Origin of the sequence: Paenibacillus sp. OK060, from assembly GCF_900101205.1 — a bacterium.
GTDB classification, from domain to species: Bacteria; Bacillota; Bacilli; order Paenibacillales; family Paenibacillaceae; genus Paenibacillus; species Paenibacillus marchantiae.
The window spans coordinates 265,829-289,378 of record NZ_FNFR01000008.1 but is presented as its reverse complement, the minus strand read 5'-3'; the positions used below and the strand labels follow the sequence as shown (position 1 = coordinate 289,378).

Here is a 23,550-nt window from a genome sequence, read left to right as displayed (position 1 = left end):
AATGGGATATAACTGGCTTGCTCTTGGAGCAAGGCATCATCCAGACCAATGAGCCAAAATCTTTCTTTGCAGACAGAACAACGTGATGATGGTACCTTTCCCTCCAAGGCTTCAATTATCTGATGGGTTGAACGGGAATGGTGTGCAGATGCTCCTGCGCGATTTGAATTAATTCTTCCTGCTTGGCAGGTTCCGTGTTCTTCCAGATCATTTCGAAAATGGCACCAAGTCCGGGTAATGCTGCTTCCGGTCCATCTACAGAACCTTCGATCATCTCCCGGAGCTGATCATCACTTTTATCATGAACCTTATGAACAATCGCTTCACGCAGGCTTAATGTAATTGGCATCGCAAGTCCCTCCTCGTATATTCGGCTGCTCTAATACTGTTCCCTGGGAAGCGTGAGCGCATTCAAGTTTATTGGGCTTTGTGGTATACTACGAAGGATATTTAAGTAAACATTCACCCTTTAATTGAAAAATAGACTACCAATAGATGCGTAATGCTGAAGTGCAGCGGGAGGTTAGACCCTAATGGCAAAAAAACAATATGCCGTCATTGGCATGGGGCGGTTCGGATCAAGTGTAGCCAATGCCCTGAGCGGCATGGGATTCGACGTATTGGCAATTGATGCGGACGAGCAGCGGACCCAGGAAATGTCCAATGTGGTGACTCATGCCGTATCGGCAGATTCAACGGATGAAGAAGCGCTGCGGGCGCTGGGTATACGGAATTTTGATGTCGTCGTTGTGGCGATTGGTGAAGATATTCAGTCGAGTATTCTCACGACCCTTATTCTGAAGGATATGGGTGTACCTGTTCTGATTGTAAAAGCACAAAATGAGCTTCATGGTAAAGTATTGCAGAAGATCGGAGCGGACAAGGTAATTTATCCTGAGAGGGATATGGGACTGCGTGTAGCCCATCATCTGACATCTCCAAACATTCTCGATTACATCGAGTTATCTGAGGATTACAGCATTTTGGAGATGAGAGCGTCCGAGCAAATGATTGGTAAAAATCTGCTGGAGCTAAATATTCGTGCTCGTTTCGGGTGTAACGTGATGGCGATCCGCAGTGGGAATTCGATGAATATCTCTCCGTATGCGGAAGATCGGATTGCGGACGGGGATGTGCTGATCATTGTTGGTCACAAAGACCATTTGACGAAAATGGAGCTTGCGTATCCAAAGTGATAAGTATAATGATGGGATGATGGAACATTCTTTGGTCGGATAATTTCAATTCGTCATGTAACATGTTGATAAAAAATCCCGCAGACGGGAAGGATGGAAAGATGGATATTGTATCACCGCAAAATACACGTGTGAAGGAATGGGCACAGCTGCTGGAGAAAAAGCACCGTACCCGTCAACATAAATATATTATTGAAGGTATTCATCTCGTACAGGAAGCGCTGCGTGCGGGGGCAGATCTGGAATGTATCGTTTACGATGGGGAGCAGGGTGTACCCAAGGAACTGGCTGGACAGGAGGCTCCACTTCAGCGTGTGGAATGGATCAGTGTATCCCCTGCGGTTATCGCCAAGTGTACGGATACGATGACCCCCCAACCTGTTTTTGCCGTTGTACATAAAGGTCGTGAGCCGCTTCAAAGCTTGTTATCTTCCTCCAAGGGGCTGGTCGTTGTATTGGACAATGTTCAGGACCCTGGTAATGTGGGAACGATCATTCGCAGTGCGGATGCAGCGGGAGCGGCAGGAGTTGTGCTCGGTGCGGGTTGTGCGGATGTCTATAATCCGAAAACGATCCGTTCAACGATGGGGTCATTGTTTCATTTGCCAATTGTAGAAGGTCAGCTGGAGTCGTTGCTGCCTGAAGCGAAGGCTGCGGGTGTAAAGTTGGTTAGTACGTCTTTACAGGCGGAGTATTCGTGCTACAGTTATGATTTTACACAATCGGTGTGGCTTGTGATCGGTAATGAAGGCAAGGGCATATCGGAGTCTACTGCACAACTGGTGGACGATGCAATTACAATTCCGATGCAGGGACAGGCAGAGTCACTTAATGCCGCGATGGCGGCGACGATCTTGTTGTTCGAGGCGATGAGGCAGCGGATGGTTTAGCCCATGAATAATATACTTCATGTTCATATGAAGTAAGAAATATAAGCTTATTCCTACTCGACCGATGAGTGAGGAATAGGCTTTTTTTGTATAGTCGGAGAAGTTGAAATAAATAAATCGAACGATATGGAGCTGGTATGCCAATATATAGTGTAAGGAGGAAGGGGATGGATAATGAGTGAGGCAGAAAAGTACATAAAACTTGTGGAATTAACCCGGGCTGGAGATTACGAAGCATACGGGGAGTTATATGAGCAAACGGTGAAGGATGTGTATCGCACTGTGCGTTTTCTGATTCGTGACTCATCTGACGCGGAAGATCTGGTACAGGAAATTTATATTCAGGCCTACCGGTCCTTAGAGGGATACGATTCGGAGAGAGCGTTTCGTCCCTGGTTAATGGGTGTGACGATGCGGCAGGTTCGAAGTTACCGGCGCAGACGATTGACTCAATTTCGTTTTAGCAAGCGGATGGAGAAGTCTGATACGGGGCTGGAATATGATTTTTCCGGTGACTTAATCAACAAACTGGCAAATCGCCCTCTGCTTGAACAAGTGCACCGATTGCCGTACAAGCTCCAGCAGGCCATCACTCTTCACTATTTGAACGAGTACACACAAGAAGAGATTTCATGCATATTAGAAATTCCACTAGGAACGGTGAAATCGCGTATTCATGCGGCATTAACCAAGCTGAGGCAGAATCAGAAGTTGGACCTAGGTACTCGGGGAAAGGTGGAGGATTTACATGAATCTCGATGAACAGCTGCGAACAGCCTACCAGAAAGAGACTAAAGACTGGACAATTCCTGAGAGAACAAAACATAAAATCATGAATGCTATACGAAGTGAATCACATCTCAAAAGACATCGGAAAAAATGGCTGGTTACTGTGCTGCTGGCTGCTGTGCTCATCATTCCTACGGGAGCCTATGCGGGGTATACTTATTTGGCTAACGAAATGTATGGTTCACAGGAAAATATATCAGCGGTGGGTGGAACATCGGAGGATTATATGAGACTGGAAGAGAAGCTCCAGACAGCCAAAGCACATTTAAGTGAAGAGGAATTCATTCAATTTATGGATCTGATGAAGCAAATGGGGCAAATGGCTTTGAAGTATGCGGATCAACAGGGAGAGATGCATCCTGAGCAATGGGGTGTCACAGAACAGACGGAATTTAATCGTCTTACTGCAGAACTGGAACCATTTTTTAAAAAGCTGGAAGCAGCAAGTGTAGACTCTCCAAAAGAACCTTTGGACCAGGAGCAATTTTGGAAGGAACAGCTAGCAATGGCAGAGACGAAGTTTTCCAAGGAGCAGTTTACCGAGTTCAAATCGTTATATGAACAGATGAAGCAATATGAAGCCATGGTGATGGATCAGGATGGGAACATGCATGAAGAACGATTGTCTGCGGAGCAGAAAGAAGAACTGAAGCAGGTACGTGAGCAGATTTTTCCCTTCTTGGAGAAGTTGGGACTGGATGTACGCAAACCGGGTGAGTAGCTTAGGTAGTGTTAGGGGCAGAGGAACGAAAGGGATTTTATTCCTTTTTCTCCTTTTTTATTTTGTAGAAATGATTTTGTAGATAATCTTCTTATCTGCGTTGCATATTCAGCCGATATTGATGCGGCGTAGTGCCTGTTGCATTGCGGAAGACTTTGCAAAAATAAGATGGGCTGGATATGCCTACACGGTGGCCAATTTCCGGAACAGTATGTGTGGTACTTGTGAGTAACACACAAGCATGACGAATACGTGTAGCTTGGGCGTAAGCAACGATGGTGGTACCGGTAGCTTTTTTAAATATATGGGACAAATGATAAGGCGAGAGATGCAGTGTATCTGCGATATCCTCCAGACGAAACGGTTCATTGTAGTGCTCTTCAATCCACTGCATGACAGCCTCAGCATGAGGATGCAGAGCGGGAGGACTCGTTGGGAGCGTAGTAGAGCTGGGATACTGCCTGTCTTTCCAAAGGTAGCGAAGTTGTGCGAGCAGTCCAAGTAAAAAGACTCGTGTATCCTCCTCCGCTTCATGTGGAAGCAATGTAGGCAGAATATCGGCAAATTGCTCAATCATTTGAACCAGTGGTGATGAAGTGGAAAGACAGATCGGTTGAATTGGAGATGTATGTCCCAGAAGGTCCATTGTAAAACGATTTGATACGGCAAATTGCCGAGAGTGGGGGTTCAGCAGGTGCTGCTCATACATTAGTACGCTGCGGATAAAGGGATGTTCTTTCGTGACTTGAATCTGGATCTGATGCAGCTGAAAAGGGCGGAATATCATCAGCATACCCGGTTCAAGGGAGAATGCCTGACCCTCGGTTATTAGCTGTCCATATCCATCATGGATATACGTGATTTCCATCTGTGAATGAGCGTGAAAAACCTCTCGGAACGCAGTGGTGGAGGTGCGACGGCATGCCAGATTAAATTGATCCTCAGTGATGATGGCCATTAGGAATGCCTCCCCTTCAAGAGCGCAATATAGTTTCATTTTATCACAAGATGAACGCATAAAAGCGCTTTATTATTGTGTATTGTGAAGGGAATAAGGGAGGTATGCATTCATGTTAAAAGTAGCCATTATTGGAGCAGGCGCGATCAGTGCAGCGCATATTACAGCGTATTTGGCATTTCCTGAACGATGTCAGATCGTAGCTGTGGTGGATATGTACACGGAAAAAGCACAGAAACAAATTAACGAATATGGATTGAAAGGAGCACGAGCTTTTACCGATTATCATGAATTGCTGGATCAAAACATTGACTTGGTTTCGGTATGTACCCCTCCGTATACCCATGCACCGATCACATGTGATTTTCTGCATGCAAGTACACATGTGCTTGTCGAAAAACCAATGGCCTCTTCTTTGCAAGAGGCGGATATGATGCTGGAAGCGGCGCAAAAGAGTGGTAAGCTGCTATCGGTTGTGGCGCAGAATCGTTTTACGACACCGATGATGAAACTAAAAGATGTGTTGGATAGCAAACTTATGGGTCCCATTGTCCACGTACAGGTCGATTCGTTCTGGTGGCGGGGCCATAATTATTATGATCTGTGGTGGCGTGGTACATGGGAAAAGGAAGGTGGAGGCTGTACTCTTAATCATGCGGTACATCATATTGATGCGATGCTTTGGATGATGGGTCCTCCGGTGGAATTGCAGGCCATGATGGCGAATACGGCGCATGATAATGCCGAAGTAGAGGATATTTCCATGGCGATGCTTCGATTCCAAGAAGGAGCACTTGGTATGATCACCAGTTCCGTGGTACACCACGGAGAGGAGCAGCAGTTGATTTTTCAGGGTAAAGAGGCCAGGGTATCTGCGCCTTGGAAGGTCGTTGCTTCTACGGCACGAACGAATGGATTCCCAGAATCCGATCCAGATCTGGAACAACAGATTCAGAAACTCGCTGACGAATTACCAGATGTTACTCATGTGGGGCATACCGGGCAAGTAGAGAATGTGCTAAACGCCATTGAGACAGAATCACCGCTTCTGGTGGATGGGAAGAGTGGTCGGAATACACTGGAACTCATTGTTGGTATCTATAAATCGGCTAGTACGGGAGAGAAGGTTACTTTTCCACTAGAGGCAGAGGATGCTTTCTATACAAGGGAAGGGATTATGGAAAATGCGGTGCATTTTTATGAAAAAAAGACAGCCGTGGAGAACTTCGAGGATGTGGATATTACGTTAGGGAGAAAGTTGGAGTCGTAGTTAAATAAACATGGAAAAGAGGCCAGTCCCACAGATATTGTGAGATCTGGCTTCATTTTATTGGAGTCCTACTCACAAAACAAAATCAATACACCCGATGTTTCCATCCATTCAACTTCGCGATGGCCTCCAGATAATAATAATCTCCATAGATCAGGGAGACATCGATGAAGGAATTGCCGCTGCCTGTGGCATGCAGCAGAATCGATTCATGCTCTGGCTGATCCCAGACCGCATAGTTCTCTGTTAAGGAACGTAGGATTCGTTCAGCTGCATCGGCATAGAGTCGTTTCTCACCTTCAGGAACGGTGGCGGCCAGTTCCAGCAGACCGGATGCAGCGATTGCTGCGGCAGAGCTGTCCCGGGATTGATCATCCAGGGTAGGAAGTCTGAAATCCCAGTAAGGTACATGATCCTCTGGAAGTGCAGCAATAAAGTAATGGGCGATTCGTTTCGCTGTGTTCAGGAAACGCTCATCCTGGGTATAACGATACGTATTGGCAAACCCATATAATCCCCATGAGGTACCACGACTCCATGAGGATTCAGGAGCATATCCCTGTCCGCCAAAACATTCAATATAACGACCATCCTCCGGGTCAAAGGAAAGGATATGTTTGGTCGATCCGTCTTCACGAACACCATACTGCATGGTCGTCTCGGCATGGCTAATGGCAATATGTTTGTAGCGGGGATCTCCCGTCACTTCTGAAGCCCAGAACAACAAAGAGATATTCAGCATGCAATCAATGATGGCCCAGCCATATTTGTCTTCATTCCACGCACGAATGAATTTGCCTGCCGGGTTATAGCGTCCTGCAAGGAAATTGGCTGCCTCCAGACCACGTCTGAGAGCGTCTTCATCACCTGTAATTTTATGTTTGATAACAGCAGTAGAGAGAAACTGGAAGCCAACATCGTGATGAAGCTCTCCTGTTGGTCTTATAAACCATTGCTCCAAAGTTTCATCCCACGACCATGCCGCATCCCGGTAGCTTTCCTCTCCTGTCATATCATACATAATCCACAGCATACCCGGCCAGAAACCTGAAACCCACCAATCGGTATTGATGTTATCATACTTCCCATCATCACCGACAAAATGAGGACATTTATCCCCAATGTTTTTTTTCATCTCTGGCAATTTATTTTCGAGCTTCTGCATGACTTCCTGCCAATAAGTCGTAGTTACGGCGGATTCTACCTTGGCCATGAGATAACCTCCTTAGGGTTAATTAGAAATAAAGATAACGCTTTCCTATAAGGAGATTATATCTTTTTAAAAACCTTAAAAGTTGTGTTAGGATATGAAGAAATGTTGCTCTGTTGTCATTTGTGAAGAAGGGGGAACGAGAGTGTTTGAACCTGTGAACTTTGAGGGAAATACTTTGGTATGGGATTATCAAATTAAATCGGTAAACGAATTCAAAGGATATTATCATTGGCATCAATGCGGGGAAATTCTCTATGTCCATGAAGGGCAAGGCATTGTGGTATTGAATAATCATACCTATCCCATTCATAAAGGCATGTTCTTCTTTTTTCAGCCATATCAGCTGCATCACGTCTATGCCGAGGTTCATCCAGATACACCATATGAAAGGAACATTTTCTATGTAGAGCCCATTGTAATGGACCGATATTTGGGAGCGTTCCCACATCGCCGTGCTTTTTTTTCGAGGTTATGGAAAGGAAGAAATCAACAGCAGGTTTTTGATCTAAGTTCATCTATGGATCAGGTGGATTGGATATACAAAAGTTATCACCAGTCACGCAGTCGGGTTGGGGGAGAATGGGAGGAATCGGTGCTGTTTTTGCTACAACTATTGAATATTTTGGATCAACAAAATGACGGGGAACAGGCGAGTCAACCACACTTGGTCGAATCACGTCAATTAAGGCATGCGGAGAAGATGATGCATTGGATTGAAGAGCACTACATAGATGAAATCAGACTGGATCATATGGCGAATGATATTCATTTATCCAAGTCTTATGCTTCCCGTATCTTTCAGCAAGAAACAGGAAGCAGTATTACGGACTACGTCACCGCCCGAAGACTCAAGCAGGCATATCTTCTGCTGGAAACGACAACTCTTTCCGTTGAAGAGATTGGCAGACGAGTTGGATTTCCCAATGGATCTTATTTCATTCAATTATTTCGCAAGTCGGCAGGAACCACTCCGCTACAGTATCGGCAGCATTTTGAACGCAGCAGCAGACATTAAATTACATGAGTGTAACTGCTGATGTTATTAAAAGTAGCGTCAGCACATTATCGTAATGAAATTTAAAGCGTTATTTTAAAATTCTCAATATGTCGTAAGTAAAAGTGAAATAAGTTCCTTCTCTAAAATAGAATGAGACACCTATACTTTCCTCAAAAGTACGTGCTACAGCCACTTATCGGCCCATCGTTCTACGGAGCTTAATGCGCGCCCCAGCTCTGTGCCTTTGCGGGACAACATATATTCTGTCCGAACAGGGCGTTCCGTAACCACATGACGCACGACAAGTCCCTCTTCCTCCAGTTCCTTCATCCGTTCATTAAGTACCCGTTTGCTCAGGTCCGGGATATAAGCGTGAATTTCACTGAATCGTTTGGGTTCTTCCATCAAAGTATGAATAATGAGGGCTACCCATTTCCGGCCAATGATCTGATAAGACTGTTCCACCTTTTCGCATATTTGCTTGGCATTCTCATCATCGCTCATAATAGTACTCCTTTGATTTAGTTATGCTTATTATAGCATTAGTATACTTATTGTAACCTGAGTGTCCACAAGCCCTATGTGTAAAATGTCACATACCAATTGTTCTTAATGTTACCACATAAAGCGTTAACATTAAATAAAAACCCTATAAACACTGGTGTTCACAGGTTGGACACGATTGTTGACGAATTGTGACGACAGGTGTAAGATGGGTAACGTCAATTCAATTGGTTACAATTTATAACCTTGATTAAGGTTGTGGAGAGAAGGAATGTTCCATGTTTAATTCAGGTCAGATACACAAGCGGAGGTAAGGCGGGGAACTCCCCCACTAATTCCGTCTTTTGTCATGCTTGGATTTGAACATTTTGTATCATCATATACTATACTGCACAGATCACAGGAGGCACTCCAATGGACGCAATGACATTTGTCCTCTTCGGGGCAACAGGCGATTTAGCCAAACGTAAGATTTACCCTGCATTATATAATTTGTACATTGATTCGAAAATGCCGAAATCCTTCTCCGTTATTGGTCTTGGACGGCGTGAATTGTCGGATGCTGACTTCCAGGCGAATGTCGAAAAGTCATTGCATACCTTCTCCCGTCAAACACCGGAAGAAGAAGCTCAGGTTCGCGACTTTATTGGTGCTTTCCGTTATTGTTCTTTAAATAATACGAAGCTTGAAGATTACACCAAATTGCTGGAACTGGTTCAGAAACGTGAACAAGAGCTCAATATTCCCGAGAATCGCATGTTCTACATGTCGGTTGCACCGGAATTCTTTGAGCCAATCGCACTGAACATTCAAGAAAGCGGCTTGGGTAACACCAAAGGCTGGAAGAAACTCATCATCGAAAAACCATTCGGACACGATTTGCAATCTGCTCGTGATCTGAACGAAAAATTGAGCAATACTTTTGCGGAAGAAGAAATTTACCGTATTGACCATTTCCTTGGTAAACCGATGGTTCAAAATATTGAAACCCTCACTTACGCGAATCCGGTTATTCAGGCTTTGTGGTCCAATCGTTACATTGCAAATGTACAGATTACAGCAAGTGAAACGGTTGGTGTCGAAGAGCGTGCCGCGTATTATGACCAAAGCGGTGCCCTTCGTGACATGTTCCAAAACCATATGCTTCAGTTGCTGATGATGATTGGTTTGCATTTGCCAAAACGCTGCACACCAGAAGAAATTCAATTCAAAAAGCAGAAGATCGCTGAAGCTCTTCGTCCATTGACGAAAGAGAATATCGCTTCCGAAGTCGTTCGTGCCCAATATGGAGCAGGCGAACTGCAAGGTACTTCTGTTGTTGGATATCTGGACGAGCCTGACATTCCAGCTGCTTCTCAGAATGAAACATATGTTGCGGCGAGACTGTGGATCGATGATCCATTCTGGAGTGAAGTTCCATTTTATATTCGTACAGGCAAACGCCTGGCTGAGAAATCAACCAGAATTGTTGTTGAATTCAAGGCTCCACTTAAAACAGGTCATGAATCCGAAAATACAACAGAGCCTAACTTGCTGACGATTGAAATTGGTCCGAAAGAAAGCATCTCGCTTCAATTAAATGCGAAAAACCCACTCAACCAAGGCGAAGTGGAACCTATGCATATGAGCTTCAACTCAGGTGAACGCAACATTCCGGAAGCTTATGAAAACCTGATCTTTGACGCGATGCGTGGCGATTCTACATTCTTTGCTCACTGGAACGAAGTTGAACTGGCTTGGCAATGGGTACAGCCGATCTTGGAAGCATTCCAGGAGGGCAGTGTGCCACTTGATACGTACAGCGCAGGTTCGCAAGGACCGGAGTCAGCAGAGCGTCTGATTGCAGAGAACGGCTACCGTTGGTGGTAAAAGTATTGTAAGAGCAGCATCAGAGAAGAGAACACTACTATCTATTTGCTCGATAATATACAAATTTTTATGAATTACACCGTTCCAATTTTGCATAAGTCCTTCCGGTAATACCCGGAAGGCTGTGAAAATTTTTGATATAGATTAGTTGGCTCAATCTAAATCAGTTCGTAACAATTACGCGCGAGTAGTGTAGGGGACGAGATCGATTCTGAAGAAGCGAAGCTAAAAGCTTTCTGAAAGAAAGCTACTTCGGAAGCATATGCCTCGCCTTTGTCTCCATATTTTAACCATAAACATTATTAATCAAGGAAATTTGGAGACAACAGCGATCGAAAGAACGATTCGTAACCGGAACGGTTACTGCGCCACATGGTTAAGCACTATTTTGGAATTGGCCAGATAAAAATTAGAAATGTTCATAACAGGAGGAACTTAGCAATGAAACTTGGACTTATTGGATTAGGTAAAATGGGATTGAACCTGGGTAGAAACCTGATTGACCACAAACATGAAGTGGTTGCTTTTGACCTGAACGCTGAAGCTGTTAATGAAATGAAAGAATACGGCGCAGCAGGCGTATCTTCTTATGCAGAAATGGTCGCTTCTCTTGAATCCCCACGTGTATTGTGGATCATGGTTCCTCACAACGTGGTTGACGCTGTACTGGCTGAAGTAAGCCCACTGTTGTCCAAAGGCGACATCATCATCGAAGCGGGTAACTCGCACTACAAAGAGTCCATCCGTCGTTACGAAGAAATGAAACCTAAAGGCATTCACTACATGGATGCTGGTACATCCGGCGGTATGGAAGGCGCACGTAATGGCGCATGTTACATGATCGGTGGCGATCCTGAAGCTTGGGCAGTAGTTGAGCCTGCGTTCAAGGATACTTCCGTTGAAAATGGTTACCTGTATGCAGGTAAAGCAGGTAGCGGTCACTTCCTGAAAATGGTTCACAACGGTATCGAGTACGGTATGATGGCTTCCATCGGTGAAGGCTTCGACGTATTGGAGAAAAGCGGCTTCGATTTCGACTTCGAACAAGTTGCTCGCGTATGGAACAACGGTTCCGTTATTCGTTCTTGGTTGATGGAATTGACAGAGCGTGCATTCTCCAAAGATGCTAACCTGGACGAAATTAAAGGGGTTATGCATTCTTCCGGTGAAGGACGTTGGACAGTTGAAACAGCATTTGATCTGCAAACTGCTACGCCAGTTATCGCGTTGTCCCTGTTGATGCGTTACCGCTCCCTGGAAACAGACACGTTCACAGGTAAAGTTGTTGCAGCATTGCGTAATGAATTTGGCGGTCACGCTGTAGAAAAAAATTAATTCATATATAACTGTTAACATATACGGATAATCGGGTAATGATGAGTATAGTTGTTTATAAAATTCATCAAGTGGAGGGAACATATCATGAAATTTTTCTTAGATACAGGTAATGTTGAAGAAATCAAACGGATCGAACGTCTGGGTCTGGTGGATGGAGTCACGACCAACCCGTCTTTGATTGCCAAAGAAGGTCGCGTATTTAAAGAAGTGATTCAGGAGATCTGTGGCGTTGTTAAAGGCCCGGTCAGTGCTGAAGTGATCGGACTTAAAGCCGAGGATATGTTGAAGGAAGCTTATGAAATTGCAGAATGGGCACCGAATGTAGTGATTAAACTACCGATGACCGAAGATGGACTCTATGCTTGTCATGAACTGACCCAAAAAGGAATTAAAACCAATGTAACGCTGATCTTCTCTGCAGCACAGGGTCTGATGGCGGCAAAAGCTGGCGCAACATACATCAGTCCATTTGTTGGCCGTCTGGATGATATTGCGGTGGATGGCATGAAGCTGATTCGCGATCTGCGTCTCATTTTGGATACGTATGATTTGCCTTCCGAAATTATTGCAGCAAGCATCCGTAATATCAAACATGTCGAGGATGCAGCTCTTTCTGGTGCGCATATCGCGACCATTCCGGGTTCGCTCCTGCCAACATTGTGGAAACACCCGCTGACAGACAGCGGCATTGAGCGCTTCCTGAAAGATTGGGAGTCCGTTCCGAAATAATAAAATGTGGACAGGGATCTGATTCCTCAGATCCATTAAAAAGCCTTCCGTCTTGCAGACAAAATCTGCTGGCGGAAGGCTTTTTTAGTTGTAAGTGATGATATCCCCGTACGAGCAGGTGCTGTCCTTCTTTTTCGGGACAACAATGCATAAGGATAGTATATAGCCTATAGCTCATCCCGCAGGGGAGGGACGCCCGATGATGAGAAGACGATGGCGAAGCCGAAGACGCCGCAAGCCGCCAAGTGGCAGGCGCAAAATGTGGTTGATTATTTTATTGGTAACAGCGTTTTGTTTGATGCAGGGTTTTGCCTATGTGGATAAGAAAATGAAACCACCCATCATGCATCTGGCCAAAATCAGAGTAAAGCAGATTGCAACGGAAGCGATCAACAAGGCGATTACAGCGCAGGTTTCCGAAGGCAAATCCACCGAAGGATTGATTGACTGGAAAACCGATACGGCTGGGAAAGTGTCCGGATTCATGCTGAATTACGATGAGCATATGCGGATCACTGCGAGTACGATGAACATCGTGCAATCCACTTTGCAGAATGTGCATATGTTAAAAGAAAAAATTCCGCTGGGGCAGGCGTTGGGCAGCCCGGTACTGGCATCCTTTGGTCCAAGTATACCGGTTCGTATTGAGCCTCAGGGAGCCGTCAAGGTGGATCTGAACACCCGTCAGCAGAACGCCGGTATAAACATGATTCTGGTGGAAGTGTACATTCACATCATTGCCGAAGTCGCGGTAGTGGTGCCCTTTGACATGGAACCTGAGACCGTTGATACGGAAATTCCGATATCTTACCTGTTGGTGGTCGGGGATGTGCCGATGTACTACTACGATAATCAGGGCAAACCGGTAGGCAGCAACGGCAGCAATGCACCCGCGATTGCACTGCCATCGGGTCAGACGGGTGTTTCAAGTGGTCATGGAGGAACGCCTAATTCACCCTCTCCCAATCAGCAGCAGGCTCCAGCAAACGGTCTGAACGGAAATGGACTGGAGGTTGAGCCGGATTTGTCTGATCCCAATGAGGGATTGCAGCTTGACGTGGATGTAAACCACTAATGAGTCAAAGGTAAATATCGAATACAAAACGGGGCCCCTAAGATAGAGGTCCCGCTTTGTATTAAAATTCATTTGAATACTAAGTAGATACTTTTTATCCTTTATTCCAACCTCATTTTGCCTCATTTGCTTTTGGCTTTCTTCTGTTTGCGTTCTTCCTGCTCCCAATGCTTCAGATTCGGGTAAGGGTCGAACGACCATTCATTCAACCCGCTATCACGATAGATGCCATAGTGCAGATGAGGAGGAAACTTACCTTGTGTACCTGGTTTTCCATACCCTGAACTGCCCACCCAGCCCAAAACCTGACCAGGGGTAACCACTTCGCCGATATGGGCGTTTTTGTCGAAGCCGGATAGATGAGCGTAATAGTGGTAATGGTTGTTCAGATCACGAATACCGATACGCCAGCCGCCAAACGGATTCCAGCCTTTGATTTCCACGACACCGTAACAGGTACTGCGCACAGGCAGGCCATGCGGTGCAAAAATATCTGTGCCCTCATGAATACGGTACCCGCCCCAACTGCGTTTGGTTCCCCAGGTGCTGCGATATGAATAGTTGGTTCCGAGAGGGACGGGAAAGGCGTGACCAAAGAGATCGAGGCTGTCAAAATGCTCATATAATTTCGCGAATTGCTGAATGCGCTGCACAGCCCGGGAGTTATGATAATATTCCCACAGAGCGATGTTGAAGTCCTCCGGCTTGTTCCCATAATTCTGAACAATGGAAGCCATGCTGTAAAGTACGTCCAGGTCATTATTGGCATCTGCTACGCCATCACCAGAACCGTCACGACCATATCCATTGAAAAAAACAATGGAACCCGGTTGTTGATCCGTTTCATTCGGATTTAGCCAGCCTCTCCAGGCTGGGGAGGTCATGAATATGCCGGTCAGCCGTTCCGGATGTTTACGATCTTTCGGATGAGCACGCGAGATGGTTCGTTCATATTGATCAATCGCTGCGAGCCTGTACCAGGGAATTTGGGTCATCTGACCAATGCTTTCATATAGATGTCGGCGCGATGCGAAAATGTCCGCTGGTTTTTGCTCTACAGCCTGAGGTTTGGAATCAGCGGCGGTGGGTTCACCGTAAACATCAACAGGCAAGAATGGGAGAAGCAGTGTGCCTGCAAGTAATGTTTTGATCCAAAAGGAATAAGTTAACCGCGATGTAAAGCGATCTTGCACAGGGAAGCAGCCCCCTTTCCAATGAGATGATGCACATGGTGCCCGATGAACCAAGCTATAACCTAGCGTTCTTCAAAAGTCTTCATTTTATCCATGTAAGACATGAATGCACAAGATGTGACAAATGGGGGTTTTTCCAGCGCTTTCATGGTATAATATGTTCCGAGCAACAGCCTAACTTCAGTAGAAAGAAGGTTTATGCATTGGCTAAACGTGTTAAAGAACCGAAACCGGACTGGATTCGGATCAAATTGACAACCGGCGATAACTATCAGGAAATGAAAACGATGATGCGTTCCAAAACGCTGCATACAGTATGTGAGGAAGCACGGTGCCCGAATATTTACGAATGTTGGGCTAATCGGACGGCTACTTTTATGATTTTGGGCGACATTTGCACACGGGCATGCCGTTTTTGCGCGGTAAATACCGGCTTGCCAACGGAACTTGATTTGCAGGAACCAGAACGCGTGGCAGAAGCGGCAGAACAGATGAATCTGCAGCACTGCGTAATTACGAGCGTGGCGCGTGACGACCTGAAGGATGGAGGAGCGACGATTTTTGCGGAGACGGTGAAGGCCGTTCGTCGTCGTTTGCCTTTATGTAGCGTAGAAGTGCTGATTCCGGACTTTTTGGGTGACCGGGATTCCTTGCAGATTGTGATGGATGTCAAACCGGACATCTTGAATCATAACATTGAGACAGTAGAGCGGCTATCGGACAGAGTCCGTGCCAAGGCGAAATACAAGCGTTCACTCGAACTGCTTGCTCGTGCCAAGGAAATGCAGCCAAATATCCCGACGAAATCGAGCATCATGCTTGGTGTAGGGGAAGAATATCATGAAATTCTGCAAACGATGGATGATTTGCGAGCTGTGGATTGTGATATTATGACGATTGGTCAATACCTGCAGCCATCAGAGAAACATCTGTTTGTGGAGAAGTACTATCCGCCAGAAGAGTTCGCAGCATTGAAGCAGGAAGGACTAAAGCGTGGATTCAGCCACGTTGAATCTGCACCGATGGTACGTAGTTCCTACCGTGCGCACGAACAGGTAAAATCTGCTACAAAACATGCTGAACAGGCGGCAACACACGCATGATGGAGGATACCGGATTGGAAGAAGATAATAGCACAGAACAGGTTCAGGAATTAGCCCAAGAATCGGCTCAGGACAAACCCCAAGAACCGGTTATTGTTCAAATCGGCGGAAAGAATTATGAAATCGTACAAAACCACAAAGAAGGCTGGAATCCTGAAGTCTTCCGTGACCGTTACAGCGAAGTGCTGGAGCGGTACGATTACATTATTGGGGACTGGGGTTACAGCCAGCTGCGGTTGAAAGGTTTTTACCGGGACAACCATCCCAAAGCAACGAAGGATTCCACGATCTCCAGCATGGTGGACTATATCAATGAATATTGCAACTTTGGATGTGCGTACTTTGTGCTTCAGAAGAGCAAAGATCAGCCTCAAGCCAAAGCAAAAAGCGGTTCCTGAGAAGGACCGCTTTTTTTGTTGCGTATATTTTAGTCCAAAAAAGCTGTGCGAACTCTGTTCCAAAACGGATAGGGCCGGAAACGGGCAAAACTGACCTTGTGACGGGCCACCTGGCAGCGTACGGATATGAGATCTTCCACCATAACGTTTACGTGGTCAATGGTAAGCAGCAACCGCTGATCCTTGCGTGAGAAGATATCACAGTGATGATGCTTGGGCAAAATAACCGGTGAACCCAGCGTCCGATAGACGCGGTTATTAATTGAAGCAATCTCGGCGATCTGAATAGCCTCGATTGTGGGATGCACCATAGCGCCGCCAAGCGCCTTGTTGTATGCCGTACTGCCTGAAGGTGTTGATACACAGATACCGTCTCCCCGGAACATCTCAAACGTCACGTCATTAATGTCGACCTGAGCAACGACTGTACCGTCTACACCTTTTAACGTAAATTCGTTCAGTGCGATATAAGAGGTATTGCCCGACTTTTTACGAATCTCAAGCTCCAGCAGTGGATACTCCACAATTCGTGGTTTGAGTCGTTCCGGGTCGCCTTTGCCGCTCATCAATCGAACCAATTCACGTAATTCTTCCTTCTTCCAATCGGCATAAAAGCCGAGATGGCCTGTATGAACCCCAACAAAAGCAATGTCCGGGATGCGGTCGATGAAATTGTGAAATGCTTGCAGCATCGTACCATCGCCTCCGATGGAGATGACAATCTCCGGCGATTCTGCATCCAGCTTAAACCCTTCCTCTTTTGCCAGCGCATGAAACTGCTGACTGAGATCAATCGATAACTGGTCTCCGCGGTCTTGAACATAGTATCTCAAGATGAAAGCTCCTTTGTGGTCATTATACTACCGATGATAATCAATTCCAGGGAAGAACACAACGTTGGATTGATATTCAGTTGTATATAAACGCACAGGAGGGCTTATTTTTTTATACGTCGAGGTAAGAAAAAGGGACTTAGTAGAGAAAGTATCAGCAGGAAAAGTAATACGCCTCCAAGTACACCTACTCCCGAAAAAAAGATCTGTCCCCAGTCTGGTGTATACGAAAATAATTCTGATTTGGCACCGGTTTGGAACAAAACAGGCCATTCCGAATCACCCATCATCGGCATCCATAACAAAAGTACAAGTATGGGTGCAATGAGAGCATGGATTGCTCTGGCAAACAGAAAGGGGCCATATCTCATGGGTGTGTTGCTCAGGACACTCATGATCTGGGCATGAACGGATAATCCTCCCCAGGAGAGGACAAATGCAACAGCAGCAGCTTTGTACACGAGCGGAATGGATATGCCCGCCCCTCCTGCTTCTTTAGCTCCCAAAGTGACTTCAAATAATCCGCCTACGAGGCTGTGGGATAAGGCAGGGGGGAATCCTGTATATAAAAGCAGTTGTTCCGTAATGGCGTATAACCCGCCTAGCCATCCAGTTTGAACGAGTAATTCCATCATAACGGAGAAGAATACAACTAACCCTCCTACGATAATAATAAGGCGAAGGGATGAGGAGACTGCCTGGCGCAGCAATTCACCAAATGCCCGTCCATCAGCCTTTCTTGCCTCGTGCATGGCATAAATGGCTCGGAGCAGTCTGTTTTTGTGTACCTCCTCAGAGTCGGAGGGAGAGTTGTTGTTCGGCTGTTTATCCTTTGCGGAGATGCCGCCATGGAACCGCATGAGCAGGCCCACAAGAAATGCAGCACCATAATGTGATGTGACCAGTATGGGAGCAATAGCTACATTATGAAAAAAACCGACCGATACGGCTCCAATCATGAAGATGGGATCGGATGATGTGGTGAAAGCAACGAGGCGTTCACCTTCTTCCCGAGTAAGCAATTTTTGTTCCCACAATTGTGCAGTCAATTTGGCTCCAGTGGGATAACCGGAGGCGCAACTGACGGCAAACACAAAGCCGCCGCTTCCGGGAACGCGAAATAGCGGACGCATCAATGGATTTAAGAGTGTACCCAAAAAATGAACAATGCCGAAGCCAAGAAGCAGCTCGGAGAGCACCAGAAAGGGAAAAAGGGAGGGAAACAGCACGTCCCACCAAATGGATAGTCCACGTACACCTGCATGCCAGGTTTCCGCAGGAAACAGCACCATCAACACACACAGGATCAGGAGAGCTAGTGGGATCAGGACATGGGTGATTCGTTGTGAAGCGGCCATGAATTCTTCTCCTTTATTTTTGGAATGGTCAGTGTGCAGCAGAACGCAGGTGCTTTTGCCATCAATATATGAGACAAAGCGGACAAACAGTACAAATTAATGTTTAGAAAGCGCTTGCAAAAGTGGCTGTGTTTTTAGGAGATGTATGCTAAAATGATAAAAACGCCTGAACGTCACCTAATTACCTTGAAGGTGGAATTAAATCGGATGGAGTGATGATTATGAGTCTTGTCACCGGAATCCTGGTTTGTGCTTTTGTTTATGTTATACGTGCCTCGCTTGTGCGCTCTGAAGAAGAGGACTGGCGAAGTTATTAATGAAATATCTGGTGCGCCAAACCTCTTGTTTGGCGCTTTTTTTGTGCCTTCAGCACGAGATAGACCTGTATGAGTCATGGCTATGTGGGACCATAATCCTTTCATGTTATATAGGACTTTTGGGATTTTTTTGATAGAATGAAGATAAAGGCGTTCGTGGCCTTGTTCTTCAATCTCCTTTCATAATTAAGCATGGGAGTGTAATATATGTCAAAATTCGACACCTGAAAGGAGGGAAAAGCGGAATGAATCCTAGTTTAAGCATCTACGACAATCTTGGTGGAGAGGCAGGCGTTCGTGCACTGGTCGAAGCTTTTTATCCGATTGTTCAGCAGAATGAGAAGCTGGCACCTCTTTTTCCGGAGAATATTCAGCCGGTAATCGACAAGCAATACATGTTTTTGTCTCAGTTCTTCGGTGGTCCTGCATTGTTTTCCGAGGCTTTTGGTCATCCGATGATGCGTGCCCGCCATATGCACTTTGAAGTGACAGTTGAACGGGCAGAAGCTTGGCTTGCATGTATGGATCAGGCGTTGACACAAGTTGGTGTGGAAGAGCCGTTGCATTCTTTCGTCCTGCAGCGATTGTCGGGGCCAGCACATCATTTTGTGAATACACCTTAGTTCCGATTACAAGCTTGTGGGAGAGGGATGGAATGAGTGGAATTAGAGCCTCTGTATAAGGTAAAGGTGAAGTGTCATTATTGCGAGACTGAGTATGATACCTCACGCGTAAGACCAAGCTTAAAACGGCCATATCGGACGGATTCCGATTTTTGTGCGTACTACAAGCGGGAAAATCCGGATTTCTATGTTGTTCGAATTTGTCCTGAGTGTGGATTTGCTTCGACAGAGAATTCGACAGAACAATTAAACGATAAACAGCGAAAGGCTTTTAAAGAGCAGATCGGCAATCGTTGGGTGAAACGAGACTATAGCGGAGCACGGACACTGGAACAGGCGATGGATTCGTACAAGCTTGGACTGTTGGTTGCGCAGGTTATTCAGGAGAAAGATCGTGTCGTTGCGGGTCTGCTGCATCATATTGCCTGGCTGTATCGGTACATGGAGGATCATACCCAGGAAAACCGTTTTCTTGAATTTAGCCTTGAGGCTTATGTAAAGGTTTATGAACGGGAAGGTACTGGCGGGAATGAAGCCAAGCTTCTTTATCTATTGGGAGAGTTGAACCGCAGAGTAGGTCGATTCCATGAGGCTGTAAAATGGTTCGGCAGGGTTATTCATGACAAGCGCATTACCGATGCTGCCATGATTCGGGCTTCGCGAGAGCAGTGGGCATTACTGCGGGAACAGATGATTTCGAGCAAGCTGGAATTGCCAGATGAAATGATTGAAGCAGACAAAGAGGCTGCGAAACGCAGCCCCATTTGATAAGTGACAGTTGTTCTCTAATTGCGGACAGGACGACTGGACAGCAGGTAATCACTATCATTGTCGATCACAGTCATGCTGGCATTACAACAAGGAAAGACCAGCAATTTCTTTTTGCCTTCGCGAATGCGTACAAGCTCCTTCGGTTTGAGCGGCAGGAGTACATTGTTTGCATGGCAGTACGGACATTGCTGTACATAAATGTCCCCCATTACAATATCGTAAGGCCAGCTGTTCTCAAAGGGGATCATTCTTGCTCGCCTTCCGTAGAGGCAGGTTTAGCCGCTTCTTCTTTGGCCAACTCGGCGATTTTCTGCATCAGAATATGCTGCGGCATATGCATCAGATGTTCGAGGGGAACACCCAGGGATTCTGCTAATTTGACGGCTGTGTCAGCCGAGACTTGTAAAGGTTTCATACGATTACCTCCTGAAAATAGCTTAAACTATTTCTCTAGTATAGAGATATAGCGCTTATAAAACCAGTTCTAATTCAAGGTTAATTATCCATTCTACTGAGAGAGGTGCCTTATTTAAATGAAAACACCATTACAACCCGTCTGGGATCTGGAATCCATTTTTAGTGGAGGTTCTGCCTCCGAGTCGTTCGCTGCGTATTTGATTGAGCTGGAGCAGGATGTACGCAAGCTGCAAGCTCTTTTGAAAGAAACACCTGCACCCAAGTCGCTGGAAGAAACGAATGCATTTGATCCGATCCTTGAACTGCTTCAGAGCTGTTATATCCGAATTTCGGAAGGGTCCGCATTTGTGTCCTGTCTTTCTTCACAAAACCAAAATGATAAAAAAGCAGTTCAGCTTCAGGGAACCATGAGTTCTCTTGGCGCGATGTTGAACAGTACCAAGTCCCAATTCGATAATACGCTTAGCCAAACTACAGACTCTGTATGGGAAGCATGGATTGCTCGGGAGGATATTCAGCCGCTTGCCTTTGCATTGAATGAGAGCCGCACGCAAGCTCGTGAGAAACTGTCTCCTGAGCTTGAAGGCCTTGCGCTTGATTTGGGCGTCGATGGTTACCATGGCTGGGGCAAATTCTATAACACCATTGTGAGCAAGGTTAACATTCCCTTTGAGCAAAATGGTGAAACGGTTATGCTGTCCGCAGGCCAGGCTTCCAACAAGCTGAGCGACAGTGACCGGAATGTACGCGAGACTGTATTCGCCAATTGGGAACTAGCCTGGACCGATGTCGAAGACTTCTGTGCAGATACATTAAACCATCTCGCAGGCTTCCGTCTCAAATTGTATGAGAAGCGCGGCTGGGATGATATTCTCAAGGAACCTTTGGCGATCAACCGGATGTCGCGTCAGACGCTTGATACGATGTGGGACGTAATTAACGGTGCCAAACCTGCGTTGGTTCGATATTTGGAGCGCAAGGCGAAACTGCTTGGAGTAGAGAAACTCAGTTGGAGTGACGTTGATGCACCCGTAGGCAAGTCGGGTGGAAAAGTCACATATGACGAGGCAGCCATCAATATTGTTGATCAATTCGCCAAGTTCAGTCCCAAACTTTCCAAATTTGCAGAGATGGCGTTTGAGAAACGTTGGATCGAAGCAGAGGACCGTCCTGGCAAGCGTCCAGGGGGATTCTGTACGTCCTTGCCACTCAGCAAAGCAACACGTATTTTCATGACCTTCTCTGGGACGCCGTCGAATGTGTCGACACTTGCCCATGAACTTGGTCACGGATATCATCAGCACATTATGGAAGAACTGCCAGCTTTGAATCAACGCTACGCCATGAATGTGGCAGAAACGGCATCTACCTTTGCTGAGTTGATTGTAGCTGATGCACTGGTTCAGGCAGCAACGGATGAGCAAGAGAAGCTTGCTCTGCTCGAAGACAAGATTCAACGAAGCGTTGCGTTCTTCATGAATATTCACGCTCGTTTCCTGTTCGAAAATCGCTTCTATGAGCAACGCAAACAAGGTTTGGTAAATGCAGATGAGTTGTCCAAACTGATGGTGGAAGCACAACAAGAAGCGTTCTGTGGTGCGCTTGCATCGGATCATCCGCATTTCTGGGCTTCCAAGCTGCATTTCTATCTGACAGGTGTACCATTCTACAATTTCCCGTATACGTTCGGATATATGTTCAGTGCAGGCATCTACGCCAGAGCACAGGAGGAAGGCACGGCATTTGCCGATAAATACGATGATTTGTTGCGAGATACAGGCCGAATGACGGTAGAAGAACTGGCTCAGAAACATCTGGGTACAGATCTCACACAACCTGGTTTCTGGCAAAATGCAGCGAACCTGGTCATTGCCGATATTGATCAATTTCTTGAGATGACAGAATCCGCAAAATAGTATTCCTATATATGAAATGAGGCTGCAATCCTGTGTAAATGCATACGGGGTTGCGGCCCTTTTTGTGTTTTTTAAAGTTAAGGTCCGACTAAATATTTTGTCGCAATTGAGAGAAATAACTCGCTAAAAGGACGCAAAATGGCAATTAATTGTGCAAATTATAGTTATAATTACCCAAGTTTGTTTGACTTTGTTGAATGACCACATTTGTTGTCATATAATGAGTCGTAAGTCCTTGTTTTGTAGGATGAAGTGCATAAAGGAGGAGCGTTATGGTAAAAATTGACCAGCTTTCATTAGCACGACAGTTGGATTTGGTGTTCAAAGAGCTTGATCATGAATTATCAGGGTTAGATTCAGGTGTGGTTTTTGTGCAAATACGAAATAATGTAATTGGGAAGTTTGGGATTCGACATAATCCGATAACCGGACGTGACGGTCAAATGGAAGTGGAGGACGGTGGATTAAACGAAACCCAGCGCTCTTCTTTCCGCGCAATGGCACTGGAGACTTTGAAATTCAAGCGAAATTGGACTCATGGAGAAATTGCATATGATTTTACAGTAAGACAAGGCATGATTCTGGTTGATGCCACGATGGAGTCCAACTATAATATGGCGAACCTGATGATTCGTTATCCAAGAACCAATACATACATGGATTCAGGCATGGAGTCGTCTTCATAATTGTGATGAGCACAGGAAAGCGGCACTTCCGAGGAAGGCCGCTTTTTGTTGTTGCATATACGAGCACAAATTACGAGCTTACGAACGACCCGATAATTGCTGCTCAGCGATTTGGACCAGACGTTTAGTGATGTAACCACCCAGAGAACCTGTCTCACGGGAAGTGTAGTTACCGTAGTAACCGTCTTGGGGAATAGTTACACCCAGCTCTTGTGCAGCTTCAATTTTCAATTGTTGCAATGCTGCGTTTGCTTGGGGAACAACCAGATTGTTGGAGCGGCTTCCGCTACCTTGGTTTTGACCTCCGTACATGTGTGTCACCTCCTTATGGCTTGGTGATGTTAGTATGGTTAGAGAATGAGGAAATATGCATGATATGGCGTAAG

26 protein-coding genes are annotated in these 23,550 nt (G+C 45.9%); 16 read left to right on the top strand and 10 right to left on the bottom strand.

The annotated features are described in order from the left end of the window. Positions 1-115: 115 nt before the first annotated feature. A complete protein-coding gene (gene sspI / locus BLS14_RS26635) occupies positions 116-349 on the bottom strand; it encodes a small acid-soluble spore protein SspI (protein ID WP_062324046.1) in 234 nt (77 codons plus the stop codon). Positions 350-533: 184 nt separating this feature from the next. Between sspI and BLS14_RS26630 the strand changes: the two genes are divergently transcribed. From BLS14_RS26630 to BLS14_RS26615, 4 genes are all read left to right on the top strand, one after another. Further along, on the top strand, positions 534-1,196 hold the full coding sequence (locus BLS14_RS26630) for a potassium channel family protein (RefSeq protein ID WP_064635682.1): 663 nt from the start codon (positions 534-536) through the stop codon (positions 1,194-1,196). 101 nt (positions 1,197-1,297) lie between these two features. Then, positions 1,298-2,086 (top strand): TrmH family RNA methyltransferase, encoded by a 789-nt coding sequence (locus BLS14_RS26625; RefSeq protein WP_090954714.1) that lies wholly within the window; start codon positions 1,298-1,300, stop codon positions 2,084-2,086. Between the two features lie 174 nt (positions 2,087-2,260). Continuing rightward, positions 2,261-2,848 (top strand): sigma-70 family RNA polymerase sigma factor, encoded by a 588-nt coding sequence (locus BLS14_RS26620; RefSeq protein WP_090810570.1) that lies wholly within the window; start codon positions 2,261-2,263, stop codon positions 2,846-2,848. After that, positions 2,835-3,596: a DUF3600 domain-containing protein gene (locus BLS14_RS26615; protein WP_090954712.1), complete on the top strand. Its 762-nt coding sequence runs from the start codon at positions 2,835-2,837 to the stop codon at positions 3,594-3,596. The genes BLS14_RS26620 and BLS14_RS26615 overlap by 14 nt, the downstream gene beginning before the upstream one ends. A 91-nt stretch (positions 3,597-3,687) precedes the next feature. Here the strand turns inward: BLS14_RS26615 and BLS14_RS26610 are convergent, their stop codons facing one another. Then, positions 3,688-4,554 (bottom strand): AraC family transcriptional regulator, encoded by an 867-nt coding sequence (locus tag BLS14_RS26610; RefSeq protein WP_176854770.1) that lies wholly within the window; start codon positions 4,552-4,554, stop codon positions 3,688-3,690. A gap of 112 nt (positions 4,555-4,666) precedes the next feature. On the opposite strand from BLS14_RS26610, the gene BLS14_RS26605 reads away from it, so the two are divergent. Then, positions 4,667-5,824 carry a Gfo/Idh/MocA family protein gene (locus BLS14_RS26605; RefSeq protein ID WP_090954708.1) on the top strand — a complete coding sequence of 386 codons (1,158 nt, stop codon included), beginning with the start codon at positions 4,667-4,669 and terminating at the stop codon, positions 5,822-5,824. Between the two features lie 85 nt (positions 5,825-5,909). On the opposite strand, the gene BLS14_RS26600 is transcribed toward BLS14_RS26605, so the two are convergent. After that, positions 5,910-7,037: a glycoside hydrolase family 88 protein gene (locus BLS14_RS26600; protein WP_176854768.1), complete on the bottom strand. Its 1,128-nt coding sequence runs from the start codon at positions 7,035-7,037 to the stop codon at positions 5,910-5,912. Positions 7,038-7,179: 142 nt separating this feature from the next. On the opposite strand from BLS14_RS26600, the gene BLS14_RS26595 reads away from it, so the two are divergent. Then, positions 7,180-8,052 carry an AraC family transcriptional regulator gene (locus BLS14_RS26595; protein ID WP_176854766.1) on the top strand — a complete coding sequence of 291 codons (873 nt, stop codon included), beginning with the start codon at positions 7,180-7,182 and terminating at the stop codon, positions 8,050-8,052. A gap of 165 nt (positions 8,053-8,217) precedes the next feature. Here BLS14_RS26595 and BLS14_RS26590 read toward each other — a convergent pair whose 3' ends face one another. After that, positions 8,218-8,538: a winged helix-turn-helix transcriptional regulator gene (locus BLS14_RS26590; protein WP_063566151.1), complete on the bottom strand. Its 321-nt coding sequence runs from the start codon at positions 8,536-8,538 to the stop codon at positions 8,218-8,220. Between the two features lie 414 nt (positions 8,539-8,952). Between BLS14_RS26590 and zwf the strand changes: the two genes are divergently transcribed. The 4 genes from zwf to yunB all read left to right on the top strand — a co-directional run bounded on the left by zwf (position 8,953) and on the right by yunB (position 13,549). Continuing rightward, on the top strand, positions 8,953-10,407 hold the full coding sequence (zwf, locus tag BLS14_RS26585; protein WP_090954704.1) for a glucose-6-phosphate dehydrogenase: 1,455 nt from the start codon (positions 8,953-8,955) through the stop codon (positions 10,405-10,407). Positions 10,408-10,848: 441 nt separating this feature from the next. Further along, positions 10,849-11,742, top strand: coding sequence for a phosphogluconate dehydrogenase (NAD(+)-dependent, decarboxylating) (gene gnd / locus BLS14_RS26580; RefSeq protein WP_063566149.1), 894 nt, complete (start codon positions 10,849-10,851; stop codon positions 11,740-11,742). Between the two features lie 87 nt (positions 11,743-11,829). Beyond that, on the top strand, positions 11,830-12,474 hold the full coding sequence (fsa, locus tag BLS14_RS26575; RefSeq protein ID WP_024632668.1) for a fructose-6-phosphate aldolase: 645 nt from the start codon (positions 11,830-11,832) through the stop codon (positions 12,472-12,474). 199 nt (positions 12,475-12,673) lie between these two features. Next, positions 12,674-13,549, top strand: a complete 876-nt coding sequence (yunB, locus tag BLS14_RS26570; protein WP_079696688.1) for a sporulation protein YunB — start codon at positions 12,674-12,676, stop codon at positions 13,547-13,549. Positions 13,550-13,671: 122 nt separating this feature from the next. On the opposite strand, the gene BLS14_RS26565 is transcribed toward yunB, so the two are convergent. Next, positions 13,672-14,742: a M23 family metallopeptidase gene (locus BLS14_RS26565; RefSeq protein WP_063566147.1), complete on the bottom strand. Its 1,071-nt coding sequence runs from the start codon at positions 14,740-14,742 to the stop codon at positions 13,672-13,674. A 203-nt stretch (positions 14,743-14,945) separates the two neighbouring features. On the opposite strand from BLS14_RS26565, the gene lipA reads away from it, so the two are divergent. Both lipA and BLS14_RS26555 read left to right on the top strand, forming a co-directional pair. Further along, on the top strand, positions 14,946-15,845 hold the full coding sequence (lipA, locus tag BLS14_RS26560) for a lipoyl synthase (RefSeq protein WP_063566146.1): 900 nt from the start codon (positions 14,946-14,948) through the stop codon (positions 15,843-15,845). Beyond that, entirely contained in the window at positions 15,842-16,243 is a 402-nt protein-coding gene (locus BLS14_RS26555; protein WP_240321485.1) for a YutD family protein, read from the top strand. Before lipA ends, BLS14_RS26555 begins: the two co-directional genes overlap by 4 nt. Before the next feature lie 29 nt (positions 16,244-16,272). Here BLS14_RS26555 and BLS14_RS26550 read toward each other — a convergent pair whose 3' ends face one another. Both BLS14_RS26550 and ylbJ read right to left on the bottom strand, forming a co-directional pair. Further along, positions 16,273-17,076 carry an NAD kinase gene (locus BLS14_RS26550; RefSeq protein WP_024634403.1) on the bottom strand — a complete coding sequence of 268 codons (804 nt, stop codon included), beginning with the start codon at positions 17,074-17,076 and terminating at the stop codon, positions 16,273-16,275. Between the two features lie 104 nt (positions 17,077-17,180). Then, positions 17,181-18,434 carry a sporulation integral membrane protein YlbJ gene (gene ylbJ / locus BLS14_RS26545; RefSeq protein WP_072735505.1) on the bottom strand — a complete coding sequence of 418 codons (1,254 nt, stop codon included), beginning with the start codon at positions 18,432-18,434 and terminating at the stop codon, positions 17,181-17,183. Between the two features lie 562 nt (positions 18,435-18,996). Between ylbJ and BLS14_RS26540 the strand changes: the two genes are divergently transcribed. Both BLS14_RS26540 and BLS14_RS26535 read left to right on the top strand, forming a co-directional pair. Then, positions 18,997-19,374, top strand: a complete 378-nt coding sequence (locus tag BLS14_RS26540) for a globin domain-containing protein (RefSeq protein WP_024634405.1) — start codon at positions 18,997-18,999, stop codon at positions 19,372-19,374. Positions 19,375-19,410: 36 nt separating this feature from the next. Beyond that, complete coding sequence (locus tag BLS14_RS26535; protein ID WP_063566144.1) at positions 19,411-20,142, top strand: DUF2225 domain-containing protein; 732 nt, start codon at positions 19,411-19,413, stop codon at positions 20,140-20,142. A gap of 17 nt (positions 20,143-20,159) precedes the next feature. On the opposite strand, the gene BLS14_RS26530 is transcribed toward BLS14_RS26535, so the two are convergent. After that, a complete protein-coding gene (locus BLS14_RS26530) occupies positions 20,160-20,393 on the bottom strand; it encodes a hypothetical protein (RefSeq protein WP_063566143.1) in 234 nt (77 codons plus the stop codon). Further along, positions 20,390-20,560, bottom strand: coding sequence for a YycC family protein (locus BLS14_RS26525; RefSeq protein ID WP_064506463.1), 171 nt, complete (start codon positions 20,558-20,560; stop codon positions 20,390-20,392). Before BLS14_RS26525 ends, BLS14_RS26530 begins: the two co-directional genes overlap by 4 nt. A 118-nt stretch (positions 20,561-20,678) precedes the next feature. Between BLS14_RS26525 and BLS14_RS26520 the strand changes: the two genes are divergently transcribed. Together BLS14_RS26520 and BLS14_RS26515 are read left to right on the top strand one after the other, a co-directional pair. Further along, on the top strand, positions 20,679-22,478 hold the full coding sequence (locus BLS14_RS26520) for a M3 family oligoendopeptidase (RefSeq protein WP_072735504.1): 1,800 nt from the start codon (positions 20,679-20,681) through the stop codon (positions 22,476-22,478). A gap of 272 nt (positions 22,479-22,750) precedes the next feature. Next, on the top strand, positions 22,751-23,164 hold the full coding sequence (locus BLS14_RS26515) for a hypothetical protein (protein WP_063566141.1): 414 nt from the start codon (positions 22,751-22,753) through the stop codon (positions 23,162-23,164). 78 nt (positions 23,165-23,242) lie between these two features. Here the strand turns inward: BLS14_RS26515 and BLS14_RS26510 are convergent, their stop codons facing one another. Continuing rightward, positions 23,243-23,476 carry an alpha/beta-type small acid-soluble spore protein gene (locus BLS14_RS26510; RefSeq protein ID WP_063566140.1) on the bottom strand — a complete coding sequence of 78 codons (234 nt, stop codon included), beginning with the start codon at positions 23,474-23,476 and terminating at the stop codon, positions 23,243-23,245. Positions 23,477-23,550 lie beyond the last annotated feature (74 nt).